The following is a 23,905-nucleotide window of genomic DNA, read 5'->3' as shown; positions in this document are numbered from 1 at the left end:
ACATCGGATGAAGATGCCATCGCACGTGCTGTCGTACGTCCGCCGGCTCGAACGGTTCCCGGCCTACGTGTACGACCTTCCCGGCCTGCGCTCGCACGTCGAAGCCCTCCACAGCGCCCTGAAATCGCCGTCAGCAGGCCGCGGCCCGGAGCTCTACTACGCGGCCAAGGCCAACCCCGACGCGCCCCTCCTGCGCGCCCTGGACCCGTTCGTGGACGGCATCGAGGTCTCCTCAGGAGGCGAACTCGTCCACGTGCGCCAGGTGCTGCCGCACGCGCGGCTGGCCTTCGGCGGCCCCGGCAAAACCGACGAAGAACTGCGCCTGGCCCTTGACCTCGACGTCCACCGCCTGCACGTCGAAAGCCCCCACGAACTCCACCGGCTGGCCTCCTTGAAGCGCCCGGCCGAGATCCTGCTACGCGCCAACCTGCCGGTCGCGACATCCGGCGCCGCCCTCTCGATGAGCGGCCCCTTCGGCATGGACGAAGACGCCCTGGACACGTGCGCCAAGCTCATCGCCGACCGCCCCTGGCTGCACCTGCGCGGCATCCACGCGCACCTGGCCTCCGGCCTGGACGCCCCAGCCATGCTCGACCTGGCCTCCCACATCCTGGGCTGGGCCGTCCCCTGGCTACGCGACGTCTGCGGCATCACCGACCCCGAGGTGAACGTCGGTGGCGGCATGGCGGTGGACTACACGACCCCCGGCCGGCTCTTCGACTGGGGTTCCTACGCTGAGGGGCTTGCCTCCCTGACTGCCCCCAACGTCCGCCTACGCATCGAACCGGGCCGCGCCGTCACCGCCTACCACGGCTGGTACGTCACCGATGTGCTGGACGTGAAGACCACACATGGCGAGACCTACGTGGTGCTACGCGGCGGCACACATCACATGCGCACGCCCGTCACCAAGGGCCACAATCAGCCGTTCGTCTCCCTCCCGTCCAGAGGCGCCCGGGAGCCGACGCAGCGAGCGACGCTGGTGGGCCAGTTGTGCACGCCAAAGGACGTCTTCGCACGCGACGTCCCCGTCCCCCCATTGCAACCAGGGGACGTGGTGGCATTCGCCATGGCGGGCGCCTACGCCTGGAACATCTCTCACCACGATTTCCTCATGCACCCGAAACCGGAGTTCCACTACCTGGAGCAGTAGCGGCCCTACGCTCCGTCCACCGGGGAGCGCAAGCGGTTCGCCTCGGCGATACTGCCGTCCTGGGCCGCCGGGCCCGCCGTAACCAGAAAGCATGAAGCGATGACCACGACCATCGACAAAATCGCCTGGATCCACCTGAAAGACGGCAGGATCCTCAGCACCCGCTCACACGGCAAGGACGTCTACTACATCCCCGGCGGCAAACGCGAACCCGGCGAGACCGACCTCGACACCCTGGTCAGGGAAATCGACGAGGAACTCGCCGTCGCCATCGTCCCGACCACCGCCACGCACCTGGGCACCTTCCAGGCACAAGCACACGGCCACGCAGACGGCGTCACCGTGAAGATGACCTGCTACACCGCCGACCATCAAGGCCAGCCGACGCCGAACAGTGAAATCGCAGAACTCGTCTGGCTGACCTATGCCGACCGTGACCGGGTATCCCCCGTCGACCAGATCATCTTCGACCACCTGCACCAGGTCGGCCAACTTCACTGACACACCGACGCACGAACCCGTATTGACTGTTCCTCCGGGTAGGGATCGGGACGCACCACGTACCACTGCCCCGCAGGAGTCACCCACAGCAGGACACCCGCACTGAGCTGGTGCAGCACCCAGTTCTCAACTTGCCCTCGTGCCCGACACCCTCGTCTCGGCCGTCACCCGGCACCTGTTCATCCCACCCGTCGCCATGGTCGGCGCGGGTCGTAGACGACCCCGACTCCTGGATCGATCGGACCGCCGCCCCGGCCGACATGCCCACCTGCTCCTGCTCGGCCCCAGCCTCGTGCAGCGGATGCTCGAACTGCTGGAGACGGGCCCCGGGTACAAGGTGCTGGAGCTCGGCACCGGAACCGGGTGAACCGCCGCGCTGCCCCATCGACGTCGGCGACGGCAGCCGCTTCCGCACCGCCGCCCACCGCGGTCTGGGAGGACAGGAGCGCGGGGGTCTCTTCTGCACCGCCGAACCATTGAGCAGACACGAGCGTCTTTCTGAGGGACGATGAAGCCCTCACCAGCCAGGTTGGGCAACCCCTTGGAGGCCGGCCTTGGTGGAACCGCTCGTTCCCGGCGACCCACGGCAGCTGGGAAGTTTCTATCTCGACGGACGGCTTGGTGCGGGCGGACAAGGGGTGGTGTACGAGGGCTGCGGTCCTGACGGCGAGCGGGTGGCCGTCAAAGGCGCTGCACGGCCTGAGCGACCGTGATCGGGAGAAGACTCCGCAAGGAGGTCTGGGCCTGGCGGCAGGTGGCGGGCCCCGATTCTCCGGGAATCGTACGAGGGCTCGCCTTCTCACCTGACGGATCCACGATCGTCAGCATCACAGAAGACCATCTTCGCACCCACCTGATCGGATCCTCCCGATCAAGAAAATGCTGTGCACGGAGGTCGGTCCTCTGTCCAGAGCGGACTGGAAGACCTACATACCTGAGCTTCCCTATCGCATCACCTGCTGCCCCCCGAACAGAGCACCCGGCGGGCCGACCGAGTGAGGCCCTCGTAAAGCTAAGGAGGCCGTCGTGCTCATGCGCGTGCGCGTTGTAATCCTGGCGCTGATAGCCGCTGTCTTCCTTTACGTCGCGGCCAACCCGGAGAAGGACGGCCCCGGAGCCCTCGCGCTCGTTGTCATCCTGGGTTTCCTGCTCGCCGCCACCTTCGGCTGGGACGACCCACCGAACGGTGGCGGCGGCGGATACGGTGGCGGCGGCGGAGGATATGGCGGATACAGCGGCGGAGAAGGGGGATGCGGAGGCTGCGGGGGCGATTAAGGTCTTGACTCACGGCCCGTACTAGGTCACCGAGTTCAGCATGCGCTGCATGTTCTGAGAGGCATCAGGCGGCCGGCCCGGGTTGCTTCTCAGCGAGCCGGCGGAACCATTCGGCGGCGGCGCCCCTCGGCGCCCGTAGGCGCCCGCTCTGACCGGGGCGACGGCATGGGCGCATCGGCCAGGCTTCACAGAGAAAAAGAGACGGCAGGTGGGGCACTTCATCTGCCCAGAGCCCCCACATCGCGCACGTCCATCATGCGCTCAGCGCCTCAGGACTAGGCCGGCTTGGAGAGGCAATAGTAGAGCGAGACGTGCTCTGGGGCATGGAGTCTTTATTCGCCGCCCGCGTACTTCGCCATGCGCTACTTGATATCAGCCCGAAACGCCGCCGCCGAGCACCCACCAAGCCAGTTCGCCGGCTCGTCCGGGTCGTCGGCGCGCCTCGGACGGCGATTGCGTCACGGGCTTGGCGTCTCCGTCACGCGCGGGTGTCCGTTCGGCGGAAGCGGGGTGTCGTCCGGCCGGGCTGCCGTCGGGGGAGCGTCGGCGGGAACGGCGTCGGGGAAGGCTACTGGTGAGCCGGGTGATGTCGGTGACGAGCTGGTGGCTGAGGACATTGACGCGGTTGTAGCCCTTGACGTGCCCGCTGCGGGCGGCGCGGGTGTACCAGGTGGCCGCTTCCCTGATTCTGCCTTGATTTTCGTAGCTCACGAGGCTCACCGTTGCGGTGAGATGCTCCCTGAGCCTTATGGATCACCAGGTCCGCAGCGCCGCACGCCTGGGGACAGCACGGCCCGCCGCCACATGTTCGCTCGTGGGTGGGTATGTCATTGACCTGATTGACGGGTTGGTCAGGAGGAGAACGGCTGTGGTGCTCGACCGTGTGCGGACGGTGGCGAGTCTGGGAGCGCGGGCTACGCGCGCGGTGCGGGACGTGGGCGTGCTGCATCCGGTCCGGCCAGACCGGGCGGTGCGGCTGGTGTTCGCGGGTGCGCGGTTCGGTCCGACGCCCGCGACGTTGGGAGCGATGGCGGCGCTGCGGTTTCCCACCCGGACCGCGCTGCACGACGAACGCGGCGCCCTGACGTACGCGGAGCTGGAGCAGCAAGCAGCCGCAGTAGCCACCGCCCTGCACCAGCGCCTCACCAACGCCACTCCATCCCGAAACAAGAAGTCAGCCGCCACCCCCACCACCACCGAAGAACCCACTGCCACGACCCGCACACCCACACGACCTGGCGAAGCAACTCCCAACCAGCAGGACGCCGGGAAGCCGGAGGCCCGCATAGGGGTGCTGTGCCGCAATCATCGCGGGTTCGTCATCTCGCTGCTGGCGGCGTCGCGGCTGGGCAATGACGTGGTCCTGCTCAACACCGACTTCTCCGCAACGCAGCTGGGGGACGTCACCGAGCGCGAAGGCGTCCGGCTGCTGCTGCACGACCAGGAGTTCGACGAGGTGGTGGAGCAGTCCTCCTTCGATGGTCAGCGCGTCCATGCGTGGACGGATCATCCGAGCGACTCTCGCCTCCCCACGATCGAGGAGCTGGCGGACACAGAGCCCGTTGCGTACAAGCCGCCGCGCCCCAGCCGAGTGGTCATACTCACGTCCGGCACCACCGGCACCCCCAAAGGAGCACGTCACGATGTCTCGCTCGCGGCAGTGGTTCCGGCGGCGCTGAGTCATCTGATGCGGGTTCCGGTGCGTTCGGGGACGCCGATCCTGGTCGCGCCTCCGCTGTTCCACGTCCTCGGTATGGCGTACATGCTGGTCGCACTGGGCATGGGCATGCCGCTGGTGCTGCTGCGCCGGTTCGATCCGGGCAAGGTGCTGGACGCCGTCGACGCCTACCGGGTGGAGGCGCTGGTCGCGGTCCCGGTCATGCTCCAGCGGATCCTGGACGCCTCACGCGGACGGCCGCTGCCGGACTCGCTCCGGGTAGTGGTGTCCGGCGGGTCGGCGCTGCATCCGCACCTCTCGGAGGCGTTCATGGACGTCTTCGGGGACGTCCTGCACAACGTGTACGGGGCCACCGAGACCGGATGGGCGACCATCGCGACCCCGCGAGATCTGCGCGAGGCACCGGGCACGGTGGGCCGACCGACCTTCCGCCTCACCATCAAGATCCTGGACGAGGACGGGCGGGAACTCCCCTCCGGAGAGATCGGGGAGATCTACACCGGAGGCGGGTTGCGGTTCGCCGGCTACACCGGTGGCGGCGGCAAACGGGTCCACGAAGGCCTGGCGAGCAGCGGTGACCTCGGCCACTTCGACTCGGCGGGACGACTGTTCGTCGACGGACGCGCCGACGACATGATCGTCTCGGGCGGAGAGAACGTCTTCCCCGGAGAGGTCGAGGACCTGCTCGGCCGCCACCCCGATGTGGCCGAGGTCGCGGTCGTCGGGGTGGAGGACGCCGACTTCGGGCAGCGGCTGGCCGCCTACGTGGTCCGTGAGCGGGGCGCGTCGATCGACGAAGAGGACGTCAAGCGGTACGTCAAGGAGAACCTCGCGCGCTACAAGGTGCCTCGTGACGTGTACTTCGTGGACGAGCTTCCGCGAACCAGTAGCGGAAAGGTAAGACCCCACGCCCTCCCGAACTGACCGCCGGCCCAGGACACAGCCCAACCGGCAACGCCCCACCCCCGACACGACACCGCACCGTCGAAACCAGCCGCAGCAGCGCGACGAGACCTGCCCCGGCCAACGCCCAACTCGCCGAGCTCGACGCAGACCGGCACCGACACGCGAGCACGCACGGGCCGTGGCGGCCGAGCACTACGCCTTCTGCCCGGACAACATCGACCAGGGAACCGGGGACTTCGAGGAGTACGCCCGGGAGCTGGTCAACGCAAGCACATGGTCGTTCTGGTGGGACTGATCTCCGAACCGCCCCGTCCCTCGGTCAGGCGGCTCCCGCGCGGGCTTTGGCCGCCAGGCAGATGCGGGCCAGGTCGTTGAGGGCGTCGGCGCGGCGCTCGTCCAGGGTGCGGCCGTCGCCCGCGTGCGTCTCGGCCAGGGTGTCGATGACCAGGGAGAAGATCGGCCATTCGGCGGGGCCGATGGCCCCTTCGAAGTCGACGTCGCCCTCGGCGAGTTCGTCCAGGTCGATGTGGCGCGCGAACGTCGCCAGAGCCGCCTCGGCGGCGACGACGCCGATGCGCATGGCCAGCGCGGCGGGCTCACGCTCCGGACGCCGCTCCGAACGCTGCTGCTCTGAGTGCTGCTCCGGACGCCGTACGGGGGAAGAGGCCAGAGCACTGCTAGAACTCATGTTCGACAACATAGAGCACTCAAGTCACACGCGTCGAACGTTTGCTCGAAGTCACCAGGCACATATCCACCCTCACCGCAAGAATCCGCCCCCCGAACGCGCCGCCCCCCGCACGGAGCACCTCCGCACGAAGCATGTACGGCGCGAAGCACGCGCGAAGCGCGCGCAGGGCGCTCACGGTGCGCAGGCGTGGACGAGCAGGTTGGTGTGGGTGAAGCACAGCTCCCCGTCGACCATGGAGGGGCGCATGCCGGTGGCGGGGCCGCCGGACAGTTCGGCCTCCAGTTCCTTGCGGATGCCGACGGCGACGTCGTCCGGGGTGTGCGACTGCTCCAGCCAGGGGTCGAGCGGCCGGACGTAGTCGAAGGTCTCGGCGCGCTTGACCTCGGCGCCCGCCGCCTCGACCAGCTCGGTTATGCGCTCCCGGGTGAGCAGGGTGTTGTGGGAGGGGTCGCGCAGCCGTTCGATGCGGTCCGGGTCGGCGGTGACGCCCTCCGGGCGGATGATGTCCTGGACGAACAGCGCCCCGCCCGGGCGGCTGACCCGTGCCATCTCGCGCAGCACGGCCTCGGGGTCGGCGACCTGGTGCAGGGCGAAGCGGGAGACCACGAGGGTGAACGAGCGGGACAGATAGGGCAGGTCGGCGGCGTTGCCGCGGGTGAAGGTCACGTTGGTGACGCCGTCGCGGTCGGCCTCGCGCTTGCCCTGTTCGAGCATCGCGGGCGTGAGGTCCAGGGCCGTCACGTGCCGGACCCGGTGGGCCAGCGCGCGCGACACCAGGCCGGTGCCCGCGGCGACCTCCAGCACCACGTCCTCCAGGTCCAGTTCGGGCTCCATGTACTCGACCAGCCGCGCCAGGTGGCGCGTGTACGCCACGTTGAGGCGCGTGTCACCGAAGGTGGCCGCCTGCTTGGAGAACTCCCGTACCACCGTCTCGTCGTGCCGCTTCGCCAAGCCCCTGCCTCCGCTCGTCGCCTAGCCGTACCCGGCCGTGGCTAACCGCCGCCTGGCCGCCGGCTGGCTTCACCTAGCCGCCGCGCCCAGCCTTCGCCTAGCCCCTACCTACCCCTCGCCCACGACGTCGCCTGCGCGTCGCCTGCGACATCGCCGCCGCCGTAACCCAGACCCGCCACGCCGGGTAACGGCCACGGTGAGTGCATACCTACATACCCGTCCTGCCAGTCATACCCGTCCTGGACGTTGTTGCCCGGATCATCCCTGAAATGACGCACCGTGACCAGAGGCAAATCACAGTGGTTTGGCGGCGACGGGGATTTTCTCCAGCAGGGCGGCCAGGCCGGCGGCGTCGAGCAGGTCGGCCGGGCGGACGGTGCGGTTGTCGGGGACGTAGTGGAAGGCGGCGCTGACCTTCTCGACGGGGACGTTCGCCAGCTCGGCCCAGGCCAGGCGGTAGGCGGCCAGCTGCACGGCGGCGGCGTCGGCGTCGGCGCCGGTCGGGGGCCGGCCGGTCTTCCAGTCGACGATCTCGTAGCCGCCGTCGGCGGTGCGGAACACCGCGTCCATGCGGCCCCGCACCAGCCGGTCGGCGATCACGGTCTCGAACGGGACCTCGATGTCCAGGGGCCGGCGGGCGGCCCAGGGCGACTCCTCGAACCGTTCGCGCAGCCGGTCGAGGAAGGCGTCGTCGGCCGCGCCCTCGTCGGCGGCGCCGGGCAGCTCGTCGGGGTCGATGAGGCGCTGCTGGCCCCAGCGGCTCTCCAGCCAGGCGTGGAAGGCGGTGCCGCGGCGCGCGTAGGGGGCGGGTGGGCGCGGCATGGGACGGCGGATCTGCCGGGCCAGGGCCTCGGGGTCGCGGGCGAGGGACACCAGCGCCGACACCGACAGGTGCGCGGGCAGTTCGACCTGCATGCCGTCGCCGCCGCGGCCGCGGTCTCGTTCGGCGAGCAGCAGTTCCACGTCCCGCGCCCAGGCGGTCATGCGGGACCGGTCGGCCGGGGTGAGCCCGTCGTCGCCGGCCCAGTGCAGGTTGCGGCCGGTCATGGCGTCCTCGACCATGCGGGCGCCCGCGACGATCGCGTCATAGCGTTCACGCGCGGACGCGTCGCCCCGGGCGGCCCGCTCGGCGGGCGACAGCGGCCAGGGCGCCTCGTCGCCGCGTTCGAGCAGCGGGTTGGTGACGTCCTCGTCGGGCGGCGGCGTCCAGACGGCGACCGTGCCGGCGCCGGCCACGCACACCTCGCGGATCTCCTCCAGGAACGGGGACGGGCCGAGGGGGCGGCCGGACGACCCCCACCAGTAGCCCGTGGCGATCAGCAGGTGGGACGCGCGGGTGACCGCGACGTAGGCGAGCCGCCGTTCCTCGCGCAGGTCGCGTTCGGCGCACGCCCGGTCGAACGCGGCCAGGTCGTCCTTCTCCAGGCCGCGCAGGTCGGGCAGGTCGGCGCGGTCGCCGCGCAGCATGAACGGCAGGACGCGGGGGTTGGCGGTCCAGCGGGTGGCGTTCTGCGGCGGGGACGGGAAGATCGATCCCTTGGCGGGGCCGCCGCTCTTCTGCGGGGTGAAGGACAGGCCGGGCACGATCACCACCGGCCATTCCAGGCCCTTGGACGCGTGCACGGTGAGCAGCTTGACGCTGTTGCTCTCGCCGACCCGGCCCGCCTCCAGGCCGAACTCCTCGGACTCGGCGGCCTGCAGGTAGGCCAGGAACGCGCCGAGCGTGGGGTCCTCGGCGTCCCCGGCGAAGGTGGCGGCGGCGTCGATGAACGCGTCCAGGTCGGCGCGGGCGGTGACCGGGTCGAGACCGGCGCGCGCGGCGACCTCGATGTCGAGCCCGAGGACGCGTTCGACCTCGGTGACCAGGTCGGGCAGCGGCAGGCCGACCTGGCGGCGCAGGGCCCGCAGTTCGTCGCGCAGGCGCCGCAGCCGCGCGTACCCCTCCGGCGAGTACTGCTCGGTCGGGCCGAGGTCGTCCAGGGCGTCGACGAGACCGCCGGTCTCCTGGTTCAGCTCACTGACCAGTTGCCGCAACGGGTCGTCGGGCAATTCCGGCGCGGCGGACTCGGCCCCGGAACCGGCCTCAGCCCCTGCCCCGGGTTCGGCAGGAGCGTCGGCGGCAGGCGGAGTGACGTCACGGGCGGCCTCCTGCGCCAGCGCACGGGCCCGGCGTCCGAGCGCGACGAGGTCGCGCGGGCCGAGCCGCCAGCGCGGCCCGGTCAGCAGCCGCGCCAGGGACGCCCCGGCGGTCGGGTCGTGCATGACCCGCAGCGTCGCCACCACGTCCTGCACCTCGGGGACGGTCAGCAGGCCCCCCAGCCCCACGACCTCGACCGGAATGCCCCGGCTCTCCAACGCCTTGCGGATCAGCGGGAACTGGGAGCGCTTGCGCGCCAGCACCGCGACGTCCGAATACGTCAGGGGCTCGCCGTCGTCCCAGACGCCGCCGTCCGGCGCGATGGCCGGATCGCCGGCCAGCAGACGGGCCACGCGCGCGGCGATCCGCTCGGCCTCGTCCTCCACGGTCTCGAACAGCGCGCACTCGACACGGCCGCGCTTCTCCCGTCCCGCACCCGGCACCAGACGCGGCACCGCCGAGGTGTCGGCGCGCAGCTCCTCCTGGACCCGCGCCGCCGCCTCGAGAATGCGCTCGCCGTTGCGGAAGCTGCGGCTGAGCTGCACGACCGGTGCGGGCACCGCCCGCTCGCCGGGCCGCTGCGCGGGCCGCAGCGGAAAGTCATGGGCGAAGCGCAGCAGGTTGCCGGCGGACGCGCCCCGCCACCCGTAGATCGACTGGCAGGGGTCGCCCACGGACGTGACGGGATGGCCGCCGCCGAACAGCGAACGGAGCAGGACCAGCTGGGCCTGGCTGGTGTCCTGGTACTCGTCCAGCAGCACGACCGAGAAGCGCGACCGTTCGATCATCCCGACCTCGGGATGCCGGTGGGCGATGCGGGCGGCCAGCGCCATCTGGTCGCCGTGGTCGATGACCTCGCGGTCGGCCTTGGCCCGCCCGTACGCCTCCACCAGCGGCATGAGCTGCTCGCGGACGGCCTGCCTGGCGAGGATGTCGCGCTGGGCCTTCAGCGGCTTGCGCACCGCGGCGAAGCGCTCCTCCAGCCAGGCGCCGACCTTGCGGATGTCGTCGGGGCCGCGCAGGTGCTCGGACAGGTCGCCGGACAGCTCCATGACGGCCTTGGTGACGGTGTCCGGCGACCATTCGATCTTGTCCATGGGGCCGTCGTAGGCGTCGACGACGCGCGAGCAGATCTGCCAGGCGACCGCGGGCGAGATCAGCCGCATGGTGGGCTCCAGCGCCTCGCGCAGCGCGTGGTCGCCGAACAGGCGGGCGGCGTAGGAGTGGTACGTCGACACCATCGGCTCGCCGTCGAACACCGACTCGCCGCCGAGGCGGGCCAGCTCGTCGGCGGGCAGCGCCTCGCGCAGCCGGTCGAGCCGCTTGCGGACGCGGGCGCCCAGCTCGGCGGCGGCCTTGCGGGTGAACGTCAGCCCCAGCACCCGTTCGGGCCGGACGAACCCGTTGGCGACCAGCCACACCACGCGGGCCGCCATCGTCTCGCTCTTGCCCGACCCGGCCCCGGCGATCACCGCCATCGGCGCCAGCGGCGCCTCGATCACCCGGGCCTGCTCGTCGGTCGGCTCCGGGATCCCCAGCAGCCGGGCGAGCTCCCCCGGTGTGATCAAGGACACCTCCCATCGCCGGACGCGGGACCGATCCGCACGGGCCCGCCTGCCCGCACTCCCCGCCGACCGGTGCGCCCGGGTCCACCCCCGGCGCCGACGCCGACTCCGGCGCCGGCCGCGATACCGATCTTCATGGGCCTACCTGCCCGCCCTCCTCGTGCACCGGGCAGCAGGACCGTACCGGGCAGGTCCGACACTTGTCGTTGGCGCGGGCCTGGAACACGTCGCTGGCCATCCCGGCGGCGACCAGGTCGACGAGCTTCTTCGGCCAGTCGGGCTCGGGGTCCTCGGTGGGCGGCGGCTGCTCCTGCTCGCGCGCGCGGGCGGTGAAGGCGGCCTTGCCGACCTGGACGAGCTTGGCGCCGCCCGGCTCGATCAGGCCGTGCCGCTCGAACGCGCCGAGCATCACCGCGTACTGGTAGACGCCGAGCTGCGGGTGGCGCGCCAGCTCGTCCTTGGGGACGGCGGTGGTGGAGGTCTTGATGTCGATGATCACGGCGCGGCCCTCGGCGTCGCGTTCGGCCCGGTCGATCCGGCCCTTGATCACCACGCGGCCGAGGTCGACCTTGAACGACTCCTCCAGCGCGACGATCTCGTTGGGGTTGTCGCGGTGCCAGGTCAGGAACCGGTCGACCATGGTGGCGGCCTGCTCGCGCTGCTTGTCGGAGTACCAGGCGCTGCGGAAGTCCAGCTCGTTCCAGATCTCGTCGAGGCGCTTGGCCACGTCGACCTCGGTGATGCCGTCGTCGGCCCCGGCCATCTCGGCGACCGCGTGGATGACCTTGCCCATGGTGCTGAACTCGCCGGGACCGCCCTCCTGGGCGCCCACCGCCGAGGCCAGCAGCCAGCGCAGGCCGCAGGTGGTGAACGTCTCCACCTGCGACGGCGACACGGTGATCTGCTCGTCGTCGCCGAACGCGGGTCCGGGGTCGGACAGCGCGGTGATCGCGTACCAGTGGTCGGGGCGGGCGCCGCGCACCCCGGCGCGGGCCAGGCGGGCCAGGTGCGCGGCGGCGGCGCGGCGCAGCGGTTCGGGACGGGACGGGTCGGCCACGACCGAGCGCAGGTCGGCGACCAGCGCGGGCAGCGACAGCCAGCGGGTCTTCTCGTCGAGCTGGGCCTGCTCGGCGGCGCCCGGCAGCAGCTCGTTGAGGAACCGGGACGGGCGTTCCTCGGTGTCGTCACCGCCGACCGCCGTGACGACCAGCCGCCGCCGCGCCCGGGTGACGGCGACGTAGAACAGGCGGCGCTCCTCGTCCAGCATCTTGGCGGCCATGGACGCGCCGGCGGCCTCCTCGCCCGGCACGTCGCCGCCCGCCGCGTGCTCGACCAGTTCCTCGACGCCCAGCAGGGAGCCGCGCAGCCGCACGTCCGGCCACATGCCCTCCTGCACCCCGGCGACGACGACCACGTCCCACTCCAGGCCCTTGGAGCGGTGCGCGGTCAGCACCCGCACCGCCTCGCCGTGCGGGGCCTGCTCGGCGAGGGTGTCCCCGGCGATCTCCTGGGAGGCGATCGAGTCGACGAACAGTTCGGGACCGGCCTGCGGCATGCGGTCGACGAACCGGGCGGCGTGGTCGAACAGCGCGACGACGGCGTCCAGGTCGCGGTCGGCGGACGCGCCCCGGGAGCCGCCCCTGACGCTCTGCTCCAGCAGCTCGTCGGCCAGGCCGCTCTCCCGCCACACCGCCCACAGCACGTCCTCGGCCGTGCCGCCCTTGCGGGCGCTTTCGCGGGCCACCTCGATCAGGTGCGCGATGCGTTCGGCGGGGGCGCGCACCTTCTCGTGGACGGGGATCAGCTCGTGCGGGTCGTTCACGGCGGCGACCAGCAGCTCGCTCAGCGGACGCTGCCCGCCCGACAGGTCCTCCAGGTCGCGCAGCGCGCGCTTGAGGCGGCGCATGGCCAGGGCGTCGGCGCGTCCCAGGGGGCCGGTGAGCAGCTCCTCGACGACGAGCTCGTCCAGGAACCCGCGTTTGAGGGCGGCGCGCAGCAGCATCAGGATCGGCCGGACGGCGGGTTCGGCGATCAGCGGCACCTCGTCGCCCGCGACGACGACCGGAACCCCGGACTGCGCGAGCGCGCGCCGCAGCACCGGGACCTGGCGGGTGGCGCTGCGCACCAGCACCGCCATCCGCGACCACGGCACGCCGTCCAGCAGATGGGCGCGGCGCAGCTCGTCGGCGACCAGCGCGGACTCCTGGCTCTCGCTGTCGGCGATCACCACGCGGACCTCGTCGGCCGGGCCGTCGTCGCCGTCGGCGTCGCGCACCGGGCGCAGGTCGCGGTGCTCGGCGGCCAGCGGACCGGCGGGCAGCCGGCGCGCGATGCGGCGGGACGCGGTCAGCACCTCCGGGCCCATGCGGCGGCAGTCGCGCAGCGCCACGACGGGGGCCGGGTCGCCGGTGATCGTGGGGAACCGGGTGGGGAACTGCAGGATGTTGCGGACGTCCGCGCCCCGGAACCCGTAGATCGACTGGTCGGGGTCGCCGACGACGACCAGGTCGCGGCCATCCCCCGCCAGCTGCTGGAGCAGGTACTCCTGGGCGGGGTCGGTGTCCTGGTACTCGTCGACGAACACCACGTCGTAGGAGTCGCGCTCGCGCAGGCGCACGTCCTCGTCCGACAGCAGCGCCGCCGCCACCTGGATCAGGTCGGCGTAGTCGTAGGTGGGGACGGGGTCGACGGCGAACCGGTCGGCGTAGCGCTCCATGAACCGGCCGATCGCCGTCCAGTCCTCCCGGCCCCGGGTGCGGCCCAGCGCGACGAGTTCCTCGGGGCCGTAGCCGCGTTCGGCGGCGCGCAGGCAGAAGTCGCGCAGCTCCTCGGCGAACCCGCGGGTGGCCAGGGCCGGACGCAGCCGTTCCGGCCAATCCCGCGCGCCGTCCAGCAGCTCGCCCTGCAGCAGCCTGCGCACCTCCAGCAGCTGCTCGGGCCCCGACAGCAGGCGCGGCGGGGGCTCCTCGTTCAGGACGGCGTCGCGGCGCAGCAGCGCGTAGGCGTAGCTGTGGAAGGTCAGCGCCAGCGGCGTGCGCGTGGTGCGGTGCAGCCGTCCGGTGATGCGTTCGCGCAGCTCCCCGGCGGCCTTGCGGCTGAACGTGAGCACCAGTACCCGCTCGGGGTCGACGCCGCGGTTCTCGATACGGTCGACGACGGCCTCGACGATGGTGGTCGTCTTGCCGGTGCCCGGCCCGGCCAGCACCAGCAGCGGCCCGCCCGTGTGCTCGACGACCTGCCGCTGCCGCTCGTCGAGCACGGGTGGGACGGCGCGCGCGGGACCGGCGCGCCGTACGAGGCGGTAGGACGCTGACGGCACAACAGACGATTCCAGCAGATCATCGGGGCAGGTCTGACCAGAATCGCCGCATGACGCGAACGCGCCCGGTGGGAAAGCGGGTGAGAGAGAAGGCGGAACGCGGAGGCCGGCCGGCCGCCGGCTACTCGGCGCGCAGGGCCAGGAGCAGGTCGACCCGGTCGTCCAGTGACGACAGGTCACGGCCCGTGAGTTCCTCGATGCGGCCGATGCGGTAGCGCAACGTGTTGACGTGCAGGTTGAGGCGGCGCGCGCAGACCGTCCAGGAGCCCGAGCAGGCCAGGAACTCGGTGAGCGTGGCGAGCAGCTCGCCGCGGTGGCGGCGGTCGTAGCTGATCAGCTCGCCGAGGACGCGGCGGCGGAACTCGCGGCGGGCGTCGGCGGGCAGCCGCTCCAGCAGCGCCGCGTGCGTGGCCGGGACGTCGCCGAGGGCGCCGGCCTCGGCGTCCAGGCGGCGGACCACGATCGCCATGAGGCGCGACAGCGGCGTCTCGCGCGGCACCGCGACCAGCGGCAGGCCGTAGCGGTCGCAGGCGGCCACCAGGTCGTCCGGCACGGGCAGCACGGCCTCGCCCGCGCCCAGCGCGGCGACCTGCTTGGCGACCAGCGCGGCCACGAAGGGCGCCGAGTCGTAGGGGCCGCGCCGCCACATCAGACCGGTCAGGACCAGCTCGCCGCCGTCCAGGTAACGGCTGGGGTCGGGCAGGTCGGTGACGAACACCTGCCGCACGGGACGATCCAGCCGGTCGCGGCAGGCGAGCGGGCGCAGCCGCAGTTCCGGATCCTCGAGCAGCTCGGCGACCCTCACACCGCACATGTTACGAACCGGATGTTCGAGGAAAACGCCTCAACTGTTACGGCCGTGCTACAGCTCCGTCAGCCCGCCGCGCGCGGCGGGGTCGCGCAGCCGGGGCTCAGGGGCGGCCGTCCCAGCGGGCGCGGCGCATGTCGACGCGGCGGCCGTCCGGGCGCAGGGGCGTGCCCTCGACGCGGTACTCCTCCAGTGCCCGCACCTCGTGGCCGGGCGGGGGGCTGCCGTCGGCGCGCAGTACCCGCCACCAGGGCACACCGCCGCCGTACCGGGCCATGACGCGGCCGACCTGCCGCGGCCCGCCCGCGCCGAGCATCTCGGCGACGTCCCCGTACGCCAGGACGCGGCCTGGCGGGATGCGCTCCACCACGTCCAGCACCGCGTCGGCGTAGTCGTCCAGCGTGTCGGGCGGCTTCTCAGAGGCCAAGGGTGACTCCGTCGTGTCCAGGGGCGGATGCACCCAGAAGTGTGCCCTGCCTAGGCTTCGAAGGGCGCCGCCTGCGGTTCGGGCGACGGCCGGTCCCGGGGGTGGCGGCGGGCCAGGGTGACCGCGACCACGACCGCCATCACCGCTCCGGCGATGCCCAGGACCGTGACGAACAGGATGAGCGGGCGGACCCAGGCGGGCCGGTCGATCACCGCGACCGGGCCGGGGTCGTCCGCCCCGAACCGCTGCCACGGCGGCTGGCCCACCGTCTGGCGCGGCGCCACCAGCGCGTCCGCCGCGCGGACGGCGCGGGCCGCGCTGACCTCGCCGAACCCCACGTTGGGGTCGTAGGTGGCGGACGGGCCGTGCCGGGCGCTGTTCAGCAGCGCCTGCGTGACCAGCGCCGGGGGCAGCTTGGGATGGCGGCTGCGGATCAGCGCCGCGATGCCCGACACCAGCGCGCTGGAGTCGCTGGTGCCGTCGGTGACGTAGTAGTCGCCGCCCGGCGCCGCGACCGGGATCGCGGTGCCCGGCGCGGACAGCAGCACCGAGTAGTTGCGGTTGGAGTACGCGGCGCGCCCGTGGTCGGGGTCGGTCGCGGCGACCGCGATGACGCCGGGGTAGGCGGCCGGGTAGGAGTAGGGGGCGAACCCGTCGCGGTCCAGGCGCTTCTTGGACTCCCCGTCGTTGCCGACGGCCGACACCACCACCACGCCCTTGCCGATGGCGTAGGCGATGGCCTCCCGTTCCTTCGGGTTCTCGTCGTCCTTGCCGAGCGACAGGTTGATCACGTCGGCGCCGTGGTCGGCGGCGTAGCGGATGCCGCGCGCCACCGCGTCCTCGGCCTCGTCCGACTCGGTGTAGCGCGCGTAGCTGGGGTCCTCCTCCTCGCCGATCGCGCGGATCCCCAGGATGCGGGCCTCCGGCGCGACGCCGATCACGCCGTCCCGTCCGCCCGGGCCGTGCCCGCGCCCGGCGATCAGCGACGCCATGCCGGTGCCGTGCATGCGGGCGGGCCGGGAGTCGCGGTCCACCTCGGCCAGCATGTTGGGGCCGGTGGTGACCGCCCCCGCGAGGTCCTGCTGGCGCGGGTCCACGCCGGAGTCGACGACGGCGACCGTCACGCCGCGGCCGCGCGTCACCTTCCAGGCGTCCTCCAGCTCCAGTGTCTGGATCATCGGCCGCTGCCGGTCGCGGACGCCGTCGGCATGCGCGGCGGCGGGCACGAGGGCCGGGCCGGCCCCCAGGGTCAGGGCAAGGAGAATCGCGGCGGTTCGCCGAACAAGCGTCATCAGCACAGCACTCCGGTGAGTCGCCTCAGCACCGCCACTCGCGGGACGAGCAGTCGGGCAGCGCCTGGGTGGACAGCGCCTTGGCGATGTGGCGGCCGAGTTGGGGGGCCAGGGCGAACGGCGTGCCGGGGCGCTTCTTGGTGATCGCGGCGGCGGGCCGTCCGTCGGACTGGCCGGAGGTGGTGAGCACGACGTAGGGGCCGCCCCGGTCGCTGCTGCGGTCCTGGCGGGCGGAGTCGGTGAAGCGGGCGGCGGCCGTGCCCGGGAAGGCGGCGGCGCGCAGCGCGGGCCGGACGCCGCGGGAACGGTCCGGCAGCGGCGTGGCGGGCAGCTCGCGCAGGGCCCGGTCGGCCTTGAAGGGGTCGGCGAAGGCGACCACGCCGACCGTCACCACGACGCCCTGGAGCTGGTCGGCGTAGGTGGCGCGCAGCACGGCGCGGCAGCCGTGGCGGCGCAGCACCGCGGCGATCTCCTGGTCCACCGCCGTGTCGCAGGCGGTCGCCGAGGAGATGCCCTGCAGGGAGGCGTACTCGCTGCGTCCGCCGCCCGGGCTGTAGGGCAGCCGCTCGGGGAAGATCCGCTGCGCGGGCCATGCCTGCCACCGGCGGGCGACCTCGGCGCCGGCCGCCCGCTGCATCTCGGCGGTGGTCGGCGCGCGGTTCAGCGTGGCCCAGGCGCCGGCGAGCGCGGCGAAGGTCATCGCCAGGTAGCAGCAGCCCACGACCACGGCGACGATCATCCACTGGCGGCCGTGCAGGCCCAGCACGGTCGGCCGCCGGGGGGGATCACTGTACGGGGCCGCCGGCGGGTCGGGCTGGGCGGGCGGCCGGTTGACTGGAGGCAGGAACGCCACAAACGGACAGATTAACTGTGCTTTGCCATGTTCTGCCCTGTCTTGACGGGCACCACTACCGCACGCAACACGTGAGCAGGGAAAAGGGCCCCTCGGACGAGAGGCCCTTTCTCCCCACCGCGCAAGGCTTTCGGGCGCGGCTTCCTCCCCCACCGCGCGGTCACTCGCCGCGCGGAGAACGGATCGTATTTTTTACCTGGCCGGGTCAACCCTCACAGAGGGCGGCCGGGGCCGGTGTTGACGAAGTTGTCGCTGTGGTCAGCGCTCCATAGTGCGACGGACTTCCTTGGCGGCGTCCTTGACCTGCTCGCCGGCCTGCTTGGCGCCACCGGCGACGCGGTCCTTCGTGCCCTCGGACTCAAGGTAGGGATCACGGGTCTGGTGGCCGGCCTCTTCCTTGGCGCGGCCCTTGGCCCGCTGTGTCTTGTTCTTGAGCTTGTCGAGGAAACCCACGGTTCCTCCTTCGGTACGGGGTCGTACGTGCCACGTTTGCCCGCGTTATGGCGATCTATGCGTGCCACCGGCGCGGCAGTGTCGCGGCCGGGCGCGGGCCGGCGGCGGCTAACCCCGCGAACGCAGGTCCACGCGAATGCGCGCGGCCTCCTGATGGATGCGGGCCTGCGTCTCCAGCAGCCTGGCCTCGGCCTTCTCCGTGCGCAGCCGCGCGCGCATTTCCCGGAAACTGGGCGCGCGGCGTCGCGCCGCCTTCCGCCCCGCCTGTCGCGTGCGCCCCGAACGTCCCAAGAGTCGCATGATCGCCTCCTTTGTGACGGCGGTGTCCCCGATCCGCGGCCGTTCATGCGGGCGGCGGTTGTGACGTGCGGCGCGGTGCGGGAATTCGGACGGACATGGCAAGGTTGTGCGGTGGGAGGACGTTCCCGGCGAGGTTCGCGGCCGGTCCACGGCAGTGTCCCGCGACGGGACGTCCGCCCCTGGTACAGCCGAGCGTCAGCACAGGAGCACCCACCGTGTCGTTGCCACCTCTGGTCGAGCCCGCAGCGGAGCTCACCCGCGACGAGGTCAACCGTTACTCGCGACACCTGATCATCCCCGACGTCGGGATGGCCGGGCAGAAGCGTCTGAAGAACGCCAAGGTCCTGTGCGTGGGCGCGGGCGGGCTCGGTTCCCCGGCCCTGATGTACCTGGCCGCCGCCGGCGTGGGCACCCTGGGCATCATCGACTTCGACGTCGTCGACGAGTCCAACCTGCAGCGGCAGGTGATCCACCGGCAGTCCAGCCTCGGGCAGCCCAAGGCCGAGTCGGCCGCCGCCACCGTGCGCGAGATCAACCCGCGGATCGATGTCGTGGTCCACAACACCGCACTGGACCGCGACAACATCATGGACATCTTCGCCCAGTACGACCTGATCCTCGACGGGACGGACAACTTCGCCACCCGCTACATGGTCAACGACGCGGCGGTGCTGCTCGGCAAGCCGTACGTGTGGGGGTCGATCTACCGGTTCGACGGCCAGGCCGCGGTGTTCTGGGCCGAGCACGGCCCCTGCTACCGCTGCCTGTACCCCGAGCCGCCGCCGCCCGGCATGGTGCCGTCCTGCGCCGAGGGCGGGGTGCTCGGCGTGCTGTGCGCCTCGATCGGCTCCATCCAGGTCAACGAGGCCATCAAGCTGATCACGGGCATCGGCGAGCCGCTGGTCGGCCGGCTGATGATCTACGACGCGCTGGAGATGACCTACCGGTCGGTCAAGGTCCGCAAGGACCCCGAGTGCACGCTGTGCGGCAAGAACCCGACCCAGACCGAGCTGCTGGAGGACTACGAGGCGTTCTGCGGCGCGGTGTCCGACGAGGCCGCCGAGGCCGCCAAGGACTCCACCATCTCGGTGCACGAGCTGAAGGCCATGCAGGACCGCGGGGACGACATCTTCCTGGTGGACGTGCGCGAGCCCAACGAGTTCGAGATCGCCTCGATCCCCGGCGCGACGCTGATCCCCAAGGGCGAGTTCCTCAACGGCAACGCCCTGGAGAGGCTGCCGCAGGACAAGAAGATCGTCCTGCACTGCAAGTCGGGCGTGCGCAGCGCCGAGGCGCTGGCCGTGGTCAAGAACGCCGGTTTCGCCGACGCGGTGCACGTCGGCGGCGGCATCGTGGCCTGGGTCAACCAGATCGACCCGAGCCTGCCGTCGTACTGACGCCTGACCCCTGCCCCCTGAACTCCTGAGCCCGGTTCCAGCCGGGACGTGAGGGCCCCGGACCGGCCGGTCCGGGGCCCTCACGCGTTCAGGCGGGGCCCTCGTGGGTTCAGGCGGTGAAGCGGGCGGCGTCCCTGCCGCGCAGGTCCCCGGCGGGCAGCCGCCGGCCGCAGATCACCAGCAGCAGGTCCTGGGCCGCGCCGGTCAGCGGCTCGTCGGTGAGCAGCACCCGCTCGTCGCGCACCCGCACCGTGGTGGCCTCGGCGGGCGGCCGCAGCCCGGCGCCGCCGCGCACCACCCCGCGGCGCCGCATCTCCTCCGACCAGCCGCCGCAGCCCTCCTCGGCGTGCGCCGCCGCGGACTCGTCACCGCAGATCAACAACATGTACTTCACCCGCAGCAGGCTACGCGCGGTCACTGACGGGACGGCGGGCTGTACTTCAGGCCGAGCGAGGGCGCCAGCTCCTCCAGCATCAGCTCGAACATCGGCTCGGGGTCGTCCAGGGCGAAGTCCAGGTGGCCGAAGACCTCCAGGCTGACGCTGCCCTGCAGGCGGACCCAGCACTGCAGGAACCGCTGGATGACGCCGACCGGCAGGCTCACCCCGCCCAGCGCCTCCTCGTTGTAGCGGCGCAACTGCTCGCGCAGGTCGGGACGGACCTCCTCGTCGGCCGGGACGGGGAACGGGCGCTTGCGCCACAGCTCCAGGAACAGGTTGACGAACGTCCAGCCGAACGCCCGGGCGCACTCCTCGGCGAAGTCGGCGTCCTGGCTGCGCGCCACGCCGGGCACGGGGGCGCCGAACAGCAGCTCGTACTCGCGCCGGTGGTCCAGCGCCCAGCGGCGGAACGCGCGGGAGGCGGCCAGGAACTGGCCGTCCAGGTCGCCGGCGCAGTGGATGGCCTTGTGCAGCTCGTCGGTCAGGTCCTGGAACATATCGCCCACGACGTGCCGGACCAGCTCGTCGCGGCTGTCGAAGTAGCGGTAGAGCGCCGGCGCGGTCATGCCCATCTCACGGGCGATGGCGCGCAGCGTCAGCGCGTGCGGCCCCTGCTCGACGAGGATGCGGCGCGCGTTCTGCGAGATCTCCGCCACGGTCGCCGCGCGCAGCCGGTCGCGCCGGGTCTCACCCACTGTCCTCGTCTCCCTCCGCCCGCCGTCCGCTGTCCCTTTCGATGATGTCGCATGAACCGCCTTGACGATAGTTAACGCTGTATGCAAGATTAACGGCGTTCACTAGTTAACGCCGTTCATTGAAGTGACGCTCAGTCACGGCGAGGAGGCATCCCATGTTGGAACGGTGGGGCAGGCTGGCGTACCGGCGCCGGCGGCCCGTGCTCGTGCTGGGCGCCCTCGCCCTGGTGGCCGCGGCGGTCTGGGGCACCGGCGTGTTCGGCGCCCTCACCGGCGCGGGCGGCTTCGAGACCCCCGGCAGCGAGAGCGCCCGCGCCGCGGAGATCGCCGAACGTGACCTCGGCCGCGACGAGGCCGACGTCGTCGTCCTGTACAGGGCGCCGCAAGGCCGCACGATCGAAGACCCGGCCTTCCGGAGCGCGGTGACCGGCGCCCTGGCCGCGCTGCCCAAGGACAAGGTCGCGGGCGTCGTCACGCACTGGTCCACCGGCTCGCCCGACCTGGTCAGCCGCGACCGCACCGCCACCTACGCCGTGCTGCGGCTGGCGGGCGCCGACTCCGAGCGGCGCGCCGAGAACTTCGCCGACGTCGAGGACGCGCTGCGCCACCCGGCGGGCGCGGCGGGCACCGCGCGCCTGGGCGGCGCGGTCGCCACCGAGGTCGCCATCAACGACCGGGTGAGCGAGGACATCGCCCGCGCCGAGATGCTGTCCATGCCGGTGCTGCTGGTCCTGCTGACGGTGATCTTCGGCGGGGTGGTGGCGGCCGGCCTGCCGCTGGTCGTCGGCGGGATCGCGATCCTGGGCTCGTTCGCCGCCCTGCGGCTGCTCACCCTGGGCACGGACGTGTCGATCTTCGCGGTCAACATCACCACGTTCCTCGGCCTCGGCCTGGCGATCGACTACGGGCTGTTCGTCGTAGGCCGGTTCCGCGAGGAACTCGCCGCGGGCCGCGACACCGAGGAGGCGCTGGCGCGGACGATGGCCACCGCCGGGCGCACCGTCGCCGTCTCGGGCGTCACCGTCGCGGTGTCGCTGGCCGGGCTCACGCTGTTCCCGCAGATGTTCCTGCGCTCGATGGGCTTCGGCGGCGTCGCCACCGTCGTGGTCTGCATGGTCGCCGCGCTGACCGTGCTGCCCGCGCTGCTGGCCGTCCTCGGCCCCCGGGTCAACGCCCTGCCGATCCGGCGCCGCCGCCGGACGTCGGCACGGGCCGCCGGCGGGGGCGGCGGCTGGTACCGGCTCGCCCAGAGCGTGATGCGGCGTCCCGTCCTGTACCTGGTGGGGGCCATGGTCGTGCTGCTGTCGCTGGGCGCCCCGTTCCTCGGCATCAGCTGGGGCGGCGTCGGCGGCAAGGCCCTGCCGGCGGGCACGGAGGCGCGCGTCGTCACCGAGACGCTCGAACGCGACTTCCCGCGCAACGCCACCGCCCCCATCGAGGTGGTCGTGTCCGGACGCACCGACCCGGCCGCGTACGCGCGGCGGCTCGGCCAGGTGCCCGGCGTGACCCAGGCCGCCGTCACCGGCGCCGCCGGCACCACGGCGAAGATCTCGCTGCGCTACACCGGCGACCCGATCTCCACGCAGGCCCGCGACCTGGTCGAGCGGGTGCGCGACGTGCCCGCCCCGCCGGGGACGCGGGTGTACGTGGGCGGGCAGACCGCCGCGCTGGTCGACCAGCTGTCCGGCCTGGGCGCACGCATGCCGCTGCTGGCGGTCACGGTCGGCGGCGCCACGTTCGTGCTGCTGTTCCTGGCGTTCGGCTCGGTGGTGCTGCCGCTCAAGGCGATGGTCACCAACATGCTGTCGCTGTCGGCCACCTTCGGCGTCATCGTGTGGATCTTCCAGGAGGGGCACCTGTCCGGCCCGCTCGGCTTCACCGCCACCGGCGCGCTCGACCCGGCGATGCCGATCCTCATGCTGGCCATGCTGTTCGGGCTGACCATGGACTACGAGGTGTTCCTGCTGTCGCGGATCCGCGAACGCTACGACGCCACCGGCGACAACACCGCCGCGGTCGCCTCCGGCCTGCAGCGCAGCGCCGGGGTGATCACCGGCGCGGCCCTGCTGTTCATCGTGGTCATGGGCGCGTTCTCCACCTCGGGCATCTCGTTCATCAAGATGACCGGCGTGGGCATGGTCACCGCGGTGCTCATCGACGCCACGATCGTGCGGGGGCTGCTCGTCCCGGCCGCGATGCGGCTGCTCGGCCGCGCCAACTGGTGGGCTCCCGGACCGCTCGCCCGCGTCTACCGCCGCTACGGCATCCGCGAGGAGGACGGCCCGGCCCCCGCCGTCCGCCCGCTGGAGCCCGCCGGCACCTGACCGGCCCTGGGGCCATGCCCGGATACGCCGGACACCGCACCGCAAACAGGACGTTTCTCCAGCTCAGCACGGTGGACGACACGATCCGCCACCCCCTCGGATGCATGCATTGATCTTGTCGTCGGGGGCATGATCAGGTCTGCGTGTGACGTCTGCGTGACGTCACGACAACACAGGGTGAACAGGGAGACGACCATGACACTGGTGCGGCGCACGGCCGTCACGCTCACCGCGGCGGGGGTCGCGCTGGGCCTGCTGACGGCCCCGGCCCTCGCCGACGCGAAGGTGCGAGACATCCGGGCCCAGGGCCCGACGTACGTCTACAAGGATCCCCGCTACGCCAAGACGAAGACCTGGGCGCAGGTGTCGTACGGCAAGCGCTCGACCACCGTGCGGCTCCAGGCGGCCGGGCTGCCGAGGAAGGCCGTGGGCAGGACGCTGGGCGTCCACGTCCACAAGAACAAGTGCGGCCGCAAGCCCGCCGCGGCGGGCCCGCACTACCAGCACCCGAGGGCCGGGCGCGGCACGCCGGTGCGCGCCAAGGAGATCTGGCTGGACTTCAAGGTCCGGCGCGACGGCACGGCGCGCTCCATGGCCAGGGTGCCGTGGCGGGTCGGCAAGGGCCACGCCGGATCGATCGTGATCCACGCCAAGCCGACCAACCACCGGACCGGAGACGCGGGCGACCGGCTCGTCTGCACGAACGTCCCGTTCTGACCGGGCCCGTCCCGGACGGCGGCG

The 23,905-nt window shown here is 72.1% G+C and carries 21 protein-coding genes and 1 pseudogene; 9 read left to right on the top strand and 13 right to left on the bottom strand.

Features of this window, described 5'->3' with window-relative positions; genetic code table 11:
• The first annotated feature begins 7 nt into the window (after positions 1-7).
• The 4 genes from ABZ801_RS28735 to ABZ801_RS28720 all read left to right on the top strand — a co-directional run bounded on the left by ABZ801_RS28735 (position 8) and on the right by ABZ801_RS28720 (position 2,929).
• Positions 8-1,153 carry a type III PLP-dependent enzyme gene (locus ABZ801_RS28735; protein WP_360703514.1) on the top strand — a complete coding sequence of 382 codons (1,146 nt, stop codon included), beginning with the start codon at positions 8-10 and terminating at the stop codon, positions 1,151-1,153.
• A gap of 99 nt (positions 1,154-1,252) precedes the next feature.
• Complete coding sequence (locus tag ABZ801_RS28730; RefSeq protein ID WP_360703511.1) at positions 1,253-1,654, top strand: NUDIX domain-containing protein; 402 nt, start codon at positions 1,253-1,255, stop codon at positions 1,652-1,654.
• 139 nt (positions 1,655-1,793) lie between these two features.
• Entirely contained in the window at positions 1,794-2,021 is a 228-nt protein-coding gene (locus ABZ801_RS28725; RefSeq protein ID WP_360703508.1) for a hypothetical protein, read from the top strand.
• 659 nt (positions 2,022-2,680) lie between these two features.
• Positions 2,681-2,929, top strand: coding sequence for a hypothetical protein (locus ABZ801_RS28720; protein ID WP_344954072.1), 249 nt, complete (start codon positions 2,681-2,683; stop codon positions 2,927-2,929).
• A gap of 372 nt (positions 2,930-3,301) precedes the next feature.
• On the opposite strand, the gene ABZ801_RS28715 is transcribed toward ABZ801_RS28720, so the two are convergent.
• Complete coding sequence (locus ABZ801_RS28715) at positions 3,302-3,649, bottom strand: hypothetical protein (RefSeq protein WP_360703505.1); 348 nt, start codon at positions 3,647-3,649, stop codon at positions 3,302-3,304.
• A gap of 148 nt (positions 3,650-3,797) precedes the next feature.
• On the opposite strand from ABZ801_RS28715, the gene ABZ801_RS28710 reads away from it, so the two are divergent.
• Positions 3,798-5,531: an AMP-binding protein gene (locus ABZ801_RS28710; protein ID WP_360703502.1), complete on the top strand. Its 1,734-nt coding sequence runs from the start codon at positions 3,798-3,800 to the stop codon at positions 5,529-5,531.
• 139 nt (positions 5,532-5,670) lie between these two features.
• Positions 5,671-5,808 (top strand): annotated as a pseudogene (locus ABZ801_RS28705) (DUF4253 domain-containing protein); the annotation flags it as partial.
• 24 nt (positions 5,809-5,832) lie between these two features.
• Here ABZ801_RS28705 and ABZ801_RS28700 read toward each other — a convergent pair.
• The 10 genes from ABZ801_RS28700 to ABZ801_RS28655 form a co-directional block, all read right to left on the bottom strand.
• A complete protein-coding gene (locus ABZ801_RS28700) occupies positions 5,833-6,201 on the bottom strand; it encodes a hypothetical protein (protein WP_344954057.1) in 369 nt (122 codons plus the stop codon).
• Positions 6,202-6,375: 174 nt separating this feature from the next.
• Positions 6,376-7,155 (bottom strand): methyltransferase domain-containing protein, encoded by a 780-nt coding sequence (locus ABZ801_RS28695; protein WP_360703500.1) that lies wholly within the window; start codon positions 7,153-7,155, stop codon positions 6,376-6,378.
• Positions 7,156-7,449: 294 nt separating this feature from the next.
• Positions 7,450-10,860: an ATP-dependent DNA helicase gene (locus ABZ801_RS28690; protein WP_360703497.1), complete on the bottom strand. Its 3,411-nt coding sequence runs from the start codon at positions 10,858-10,860 to the stop codon at positions 7,450-7,452.
• A 130-nt stretch (positions 10,861-10,990) separates the two neighbouring features.
• On the bottom strand, positions 10,991-14,116 hold the full coding sequence (locus ABZ801_RS28685) for an ATP-dependent DNA helicase (protein WP_360703494.1): 3,126 nt from the start codon (positions 14,114-14,116) through the stop codon (positions 10,991-10,993).
• Positions 14,117-14,297: 181 nt separating this feature from the next.
• Positions 14,298-14,981: a PucR family transcriptional regulator ligand-binding domain-containing protein gene (locus tag ABZ801_RS28680; RefSeq protein ID WP_344954049.1), complete on the bottom strand. Its 684-nt coding sequence runs from the start codon at positions 14,979-14,981 to the stop codon at positions 14,298-14,300.
• A 106-nt stretch (positions 14,982-15,087) separates the two neighbouring features.
• Positions 15,088-15,411 carry an MGMT family protein gene (locus ABZ801_RS28675; RefSeq protein WP_344954047.1) on the bottom strand — a complete coding sequence of 108 codons (324 nt, stop codon included), beginning with the start codon at positions 15,409-15,411 and terminating at the stop codon, positions 15,088-15,090.
• Positions 15,412-15,461: 50 nt separating this feature from the next.
• A complete protein-coding gene (locus tag ABZ801_RS28670) occupies positions 15,462-16,703 on the bottom strand; it encodes a S8 family serine peptidase (RefSeq protein ID WP_344954045.1) in 1,242 nt (413 codons plus the stop codon).
• A gap of 25 nt (positions 16,704-16,728) precedes the next feature.
• The gene (locus ABZ801_RS28665; protein WP_360703489.1) at positions 16,729-17,556 is read right to left on the bottom strand and encodes a hypothetical protein; all 828 of its coding nucleotides are present in this window, start codon (positions 17,554-17,556) and stop codon (positions 16,729-16,731) included.
• Between the two features lie 258 nt (positions 17,557-17,814).
• Positions 17,815-18,009 (bottom strand): CsbD family protein, encoded by a 195-nt coding sequence (locus ABZ801_RS28660; protein ID WP_344954041.1) that lies wholly within the window; start codon positions 18,007-18,009, stop codon positions 17,815-17,817.
• A gap of 108 nt (positions 18,010-18,117) precedes the next feature.
• Positions 18,118-18,309: a hypothetical protein gene (locus tag ABZ801_RS28655; protein WP_344954039.1), complete on the bottom strand. Its 192-nt coding sequence runs from the start codon at positions 18,307-18,309 to the stop codon at positions 18,118-18,120.
• A gap of 215 nt (positions 18,310-18,524) precedes the next feature.
• On the opposite strand from ABZ801_RS28655, the gene moeZ reads away from it, so the two are divergent.
• Positions 18,525-19,706 carry an adenylyltransferase/sulfurtransferase MoeZ gene (gene moeZ, locus ABZ801_RS28650; protein WP_360703485.1) on the top strand — a complete coding sequence of 394 codons (1,182 nt, stop codon included), beginning with the start codon at positions 18,525-18,527 and terminating at the stop codon, positions 19,704-19,706.
• Between the two features lie 109 nt (positions 19,707-19,815).
• Here the strand turns inward: moeZ and ABZ801_RS28645 are convergent, their stop codons facing one another.
• Both ABZ801_RS28645 and ABZ801_RS28640 read right to left on the bottom strand, forming a co-directional pair.
• The gene (locus ABZ801_RS28645) at positions 19,816-20,124 is read right to left on the bottom strand and encodes a transcription initiation protein (protein WP_360703482.1); all 309 of its coding nucleotides are present in this window, start codon (positions 20,122-20,124) and stop codon (positions 19,816-19,818) included.
• Positions 20,121-20,840 (bottom strand): TetR/AcrR family transcriptional regulator, encoded by a 720-nt coding sequence (locus ABZ801_RS28640; protein ID WP_344954029.1) that lies wholly within the window; start codon positions 20,838-20,840, stop codon positions 20,121-20,123. Before ABZ801_RS28640 ends, ABZ801_RS28645 begins: the two co-directional genes overlap by 4 nt.
• A 155-nt stretch (positions 20,841-20,995) precedes the next feature.
• On the opposite strand from ABZ801_RS28640, the gene ABZ801_RS28635 reads away from it, so the two are divergent.
• Together ABZ801_RS28635 and ABZ801_RS28630 are read left to right on the top strand one after the other, a co-directional pair.
• Positions 20,996-23,164 carry an MMPL family transporter gene (locus ABZ801_RS28635; RefSeq protein WP_360703479.1) on the top strand — a complete coding sequence of 723 codons (2,169 nt, stop codon included), beginning with the start codon at positions 20,996-20,998 and terminating at the stop codon, positions 23,162-23,164.
• 195 nt (positions 23,165-23,359) lie between these two features.
• The gene (locus tag ABZ801_RS28630) at positions 23,360-23,881 is read left to right on the top strand and encodes a superoxide dismutase family protein (RefSeq protein WP_344954025.1); all 522 of its coding nucleotides are present in this window, start codon (positions 23,360-23,362) and stop codon (positions 23,879-23,881) included.
• Positions 23,882-23,905: the final 24 nt, after the last annotated feature.

The organism is Actinomadura sp. NPDC047616, assembly GCF_040642915.1.
Lineage (GTDB): Bacteria > Actinomycetota > Actinomycetes > Streptosporangiales > Streptosporangiaceae > Spirillospora > Spirillospora miaoliensis.
The sequence above is the reverse complement of the archived record's forward strand: the minus strand, read 5'-3'. Positions and strand labels throughout refer to the sequence as shown.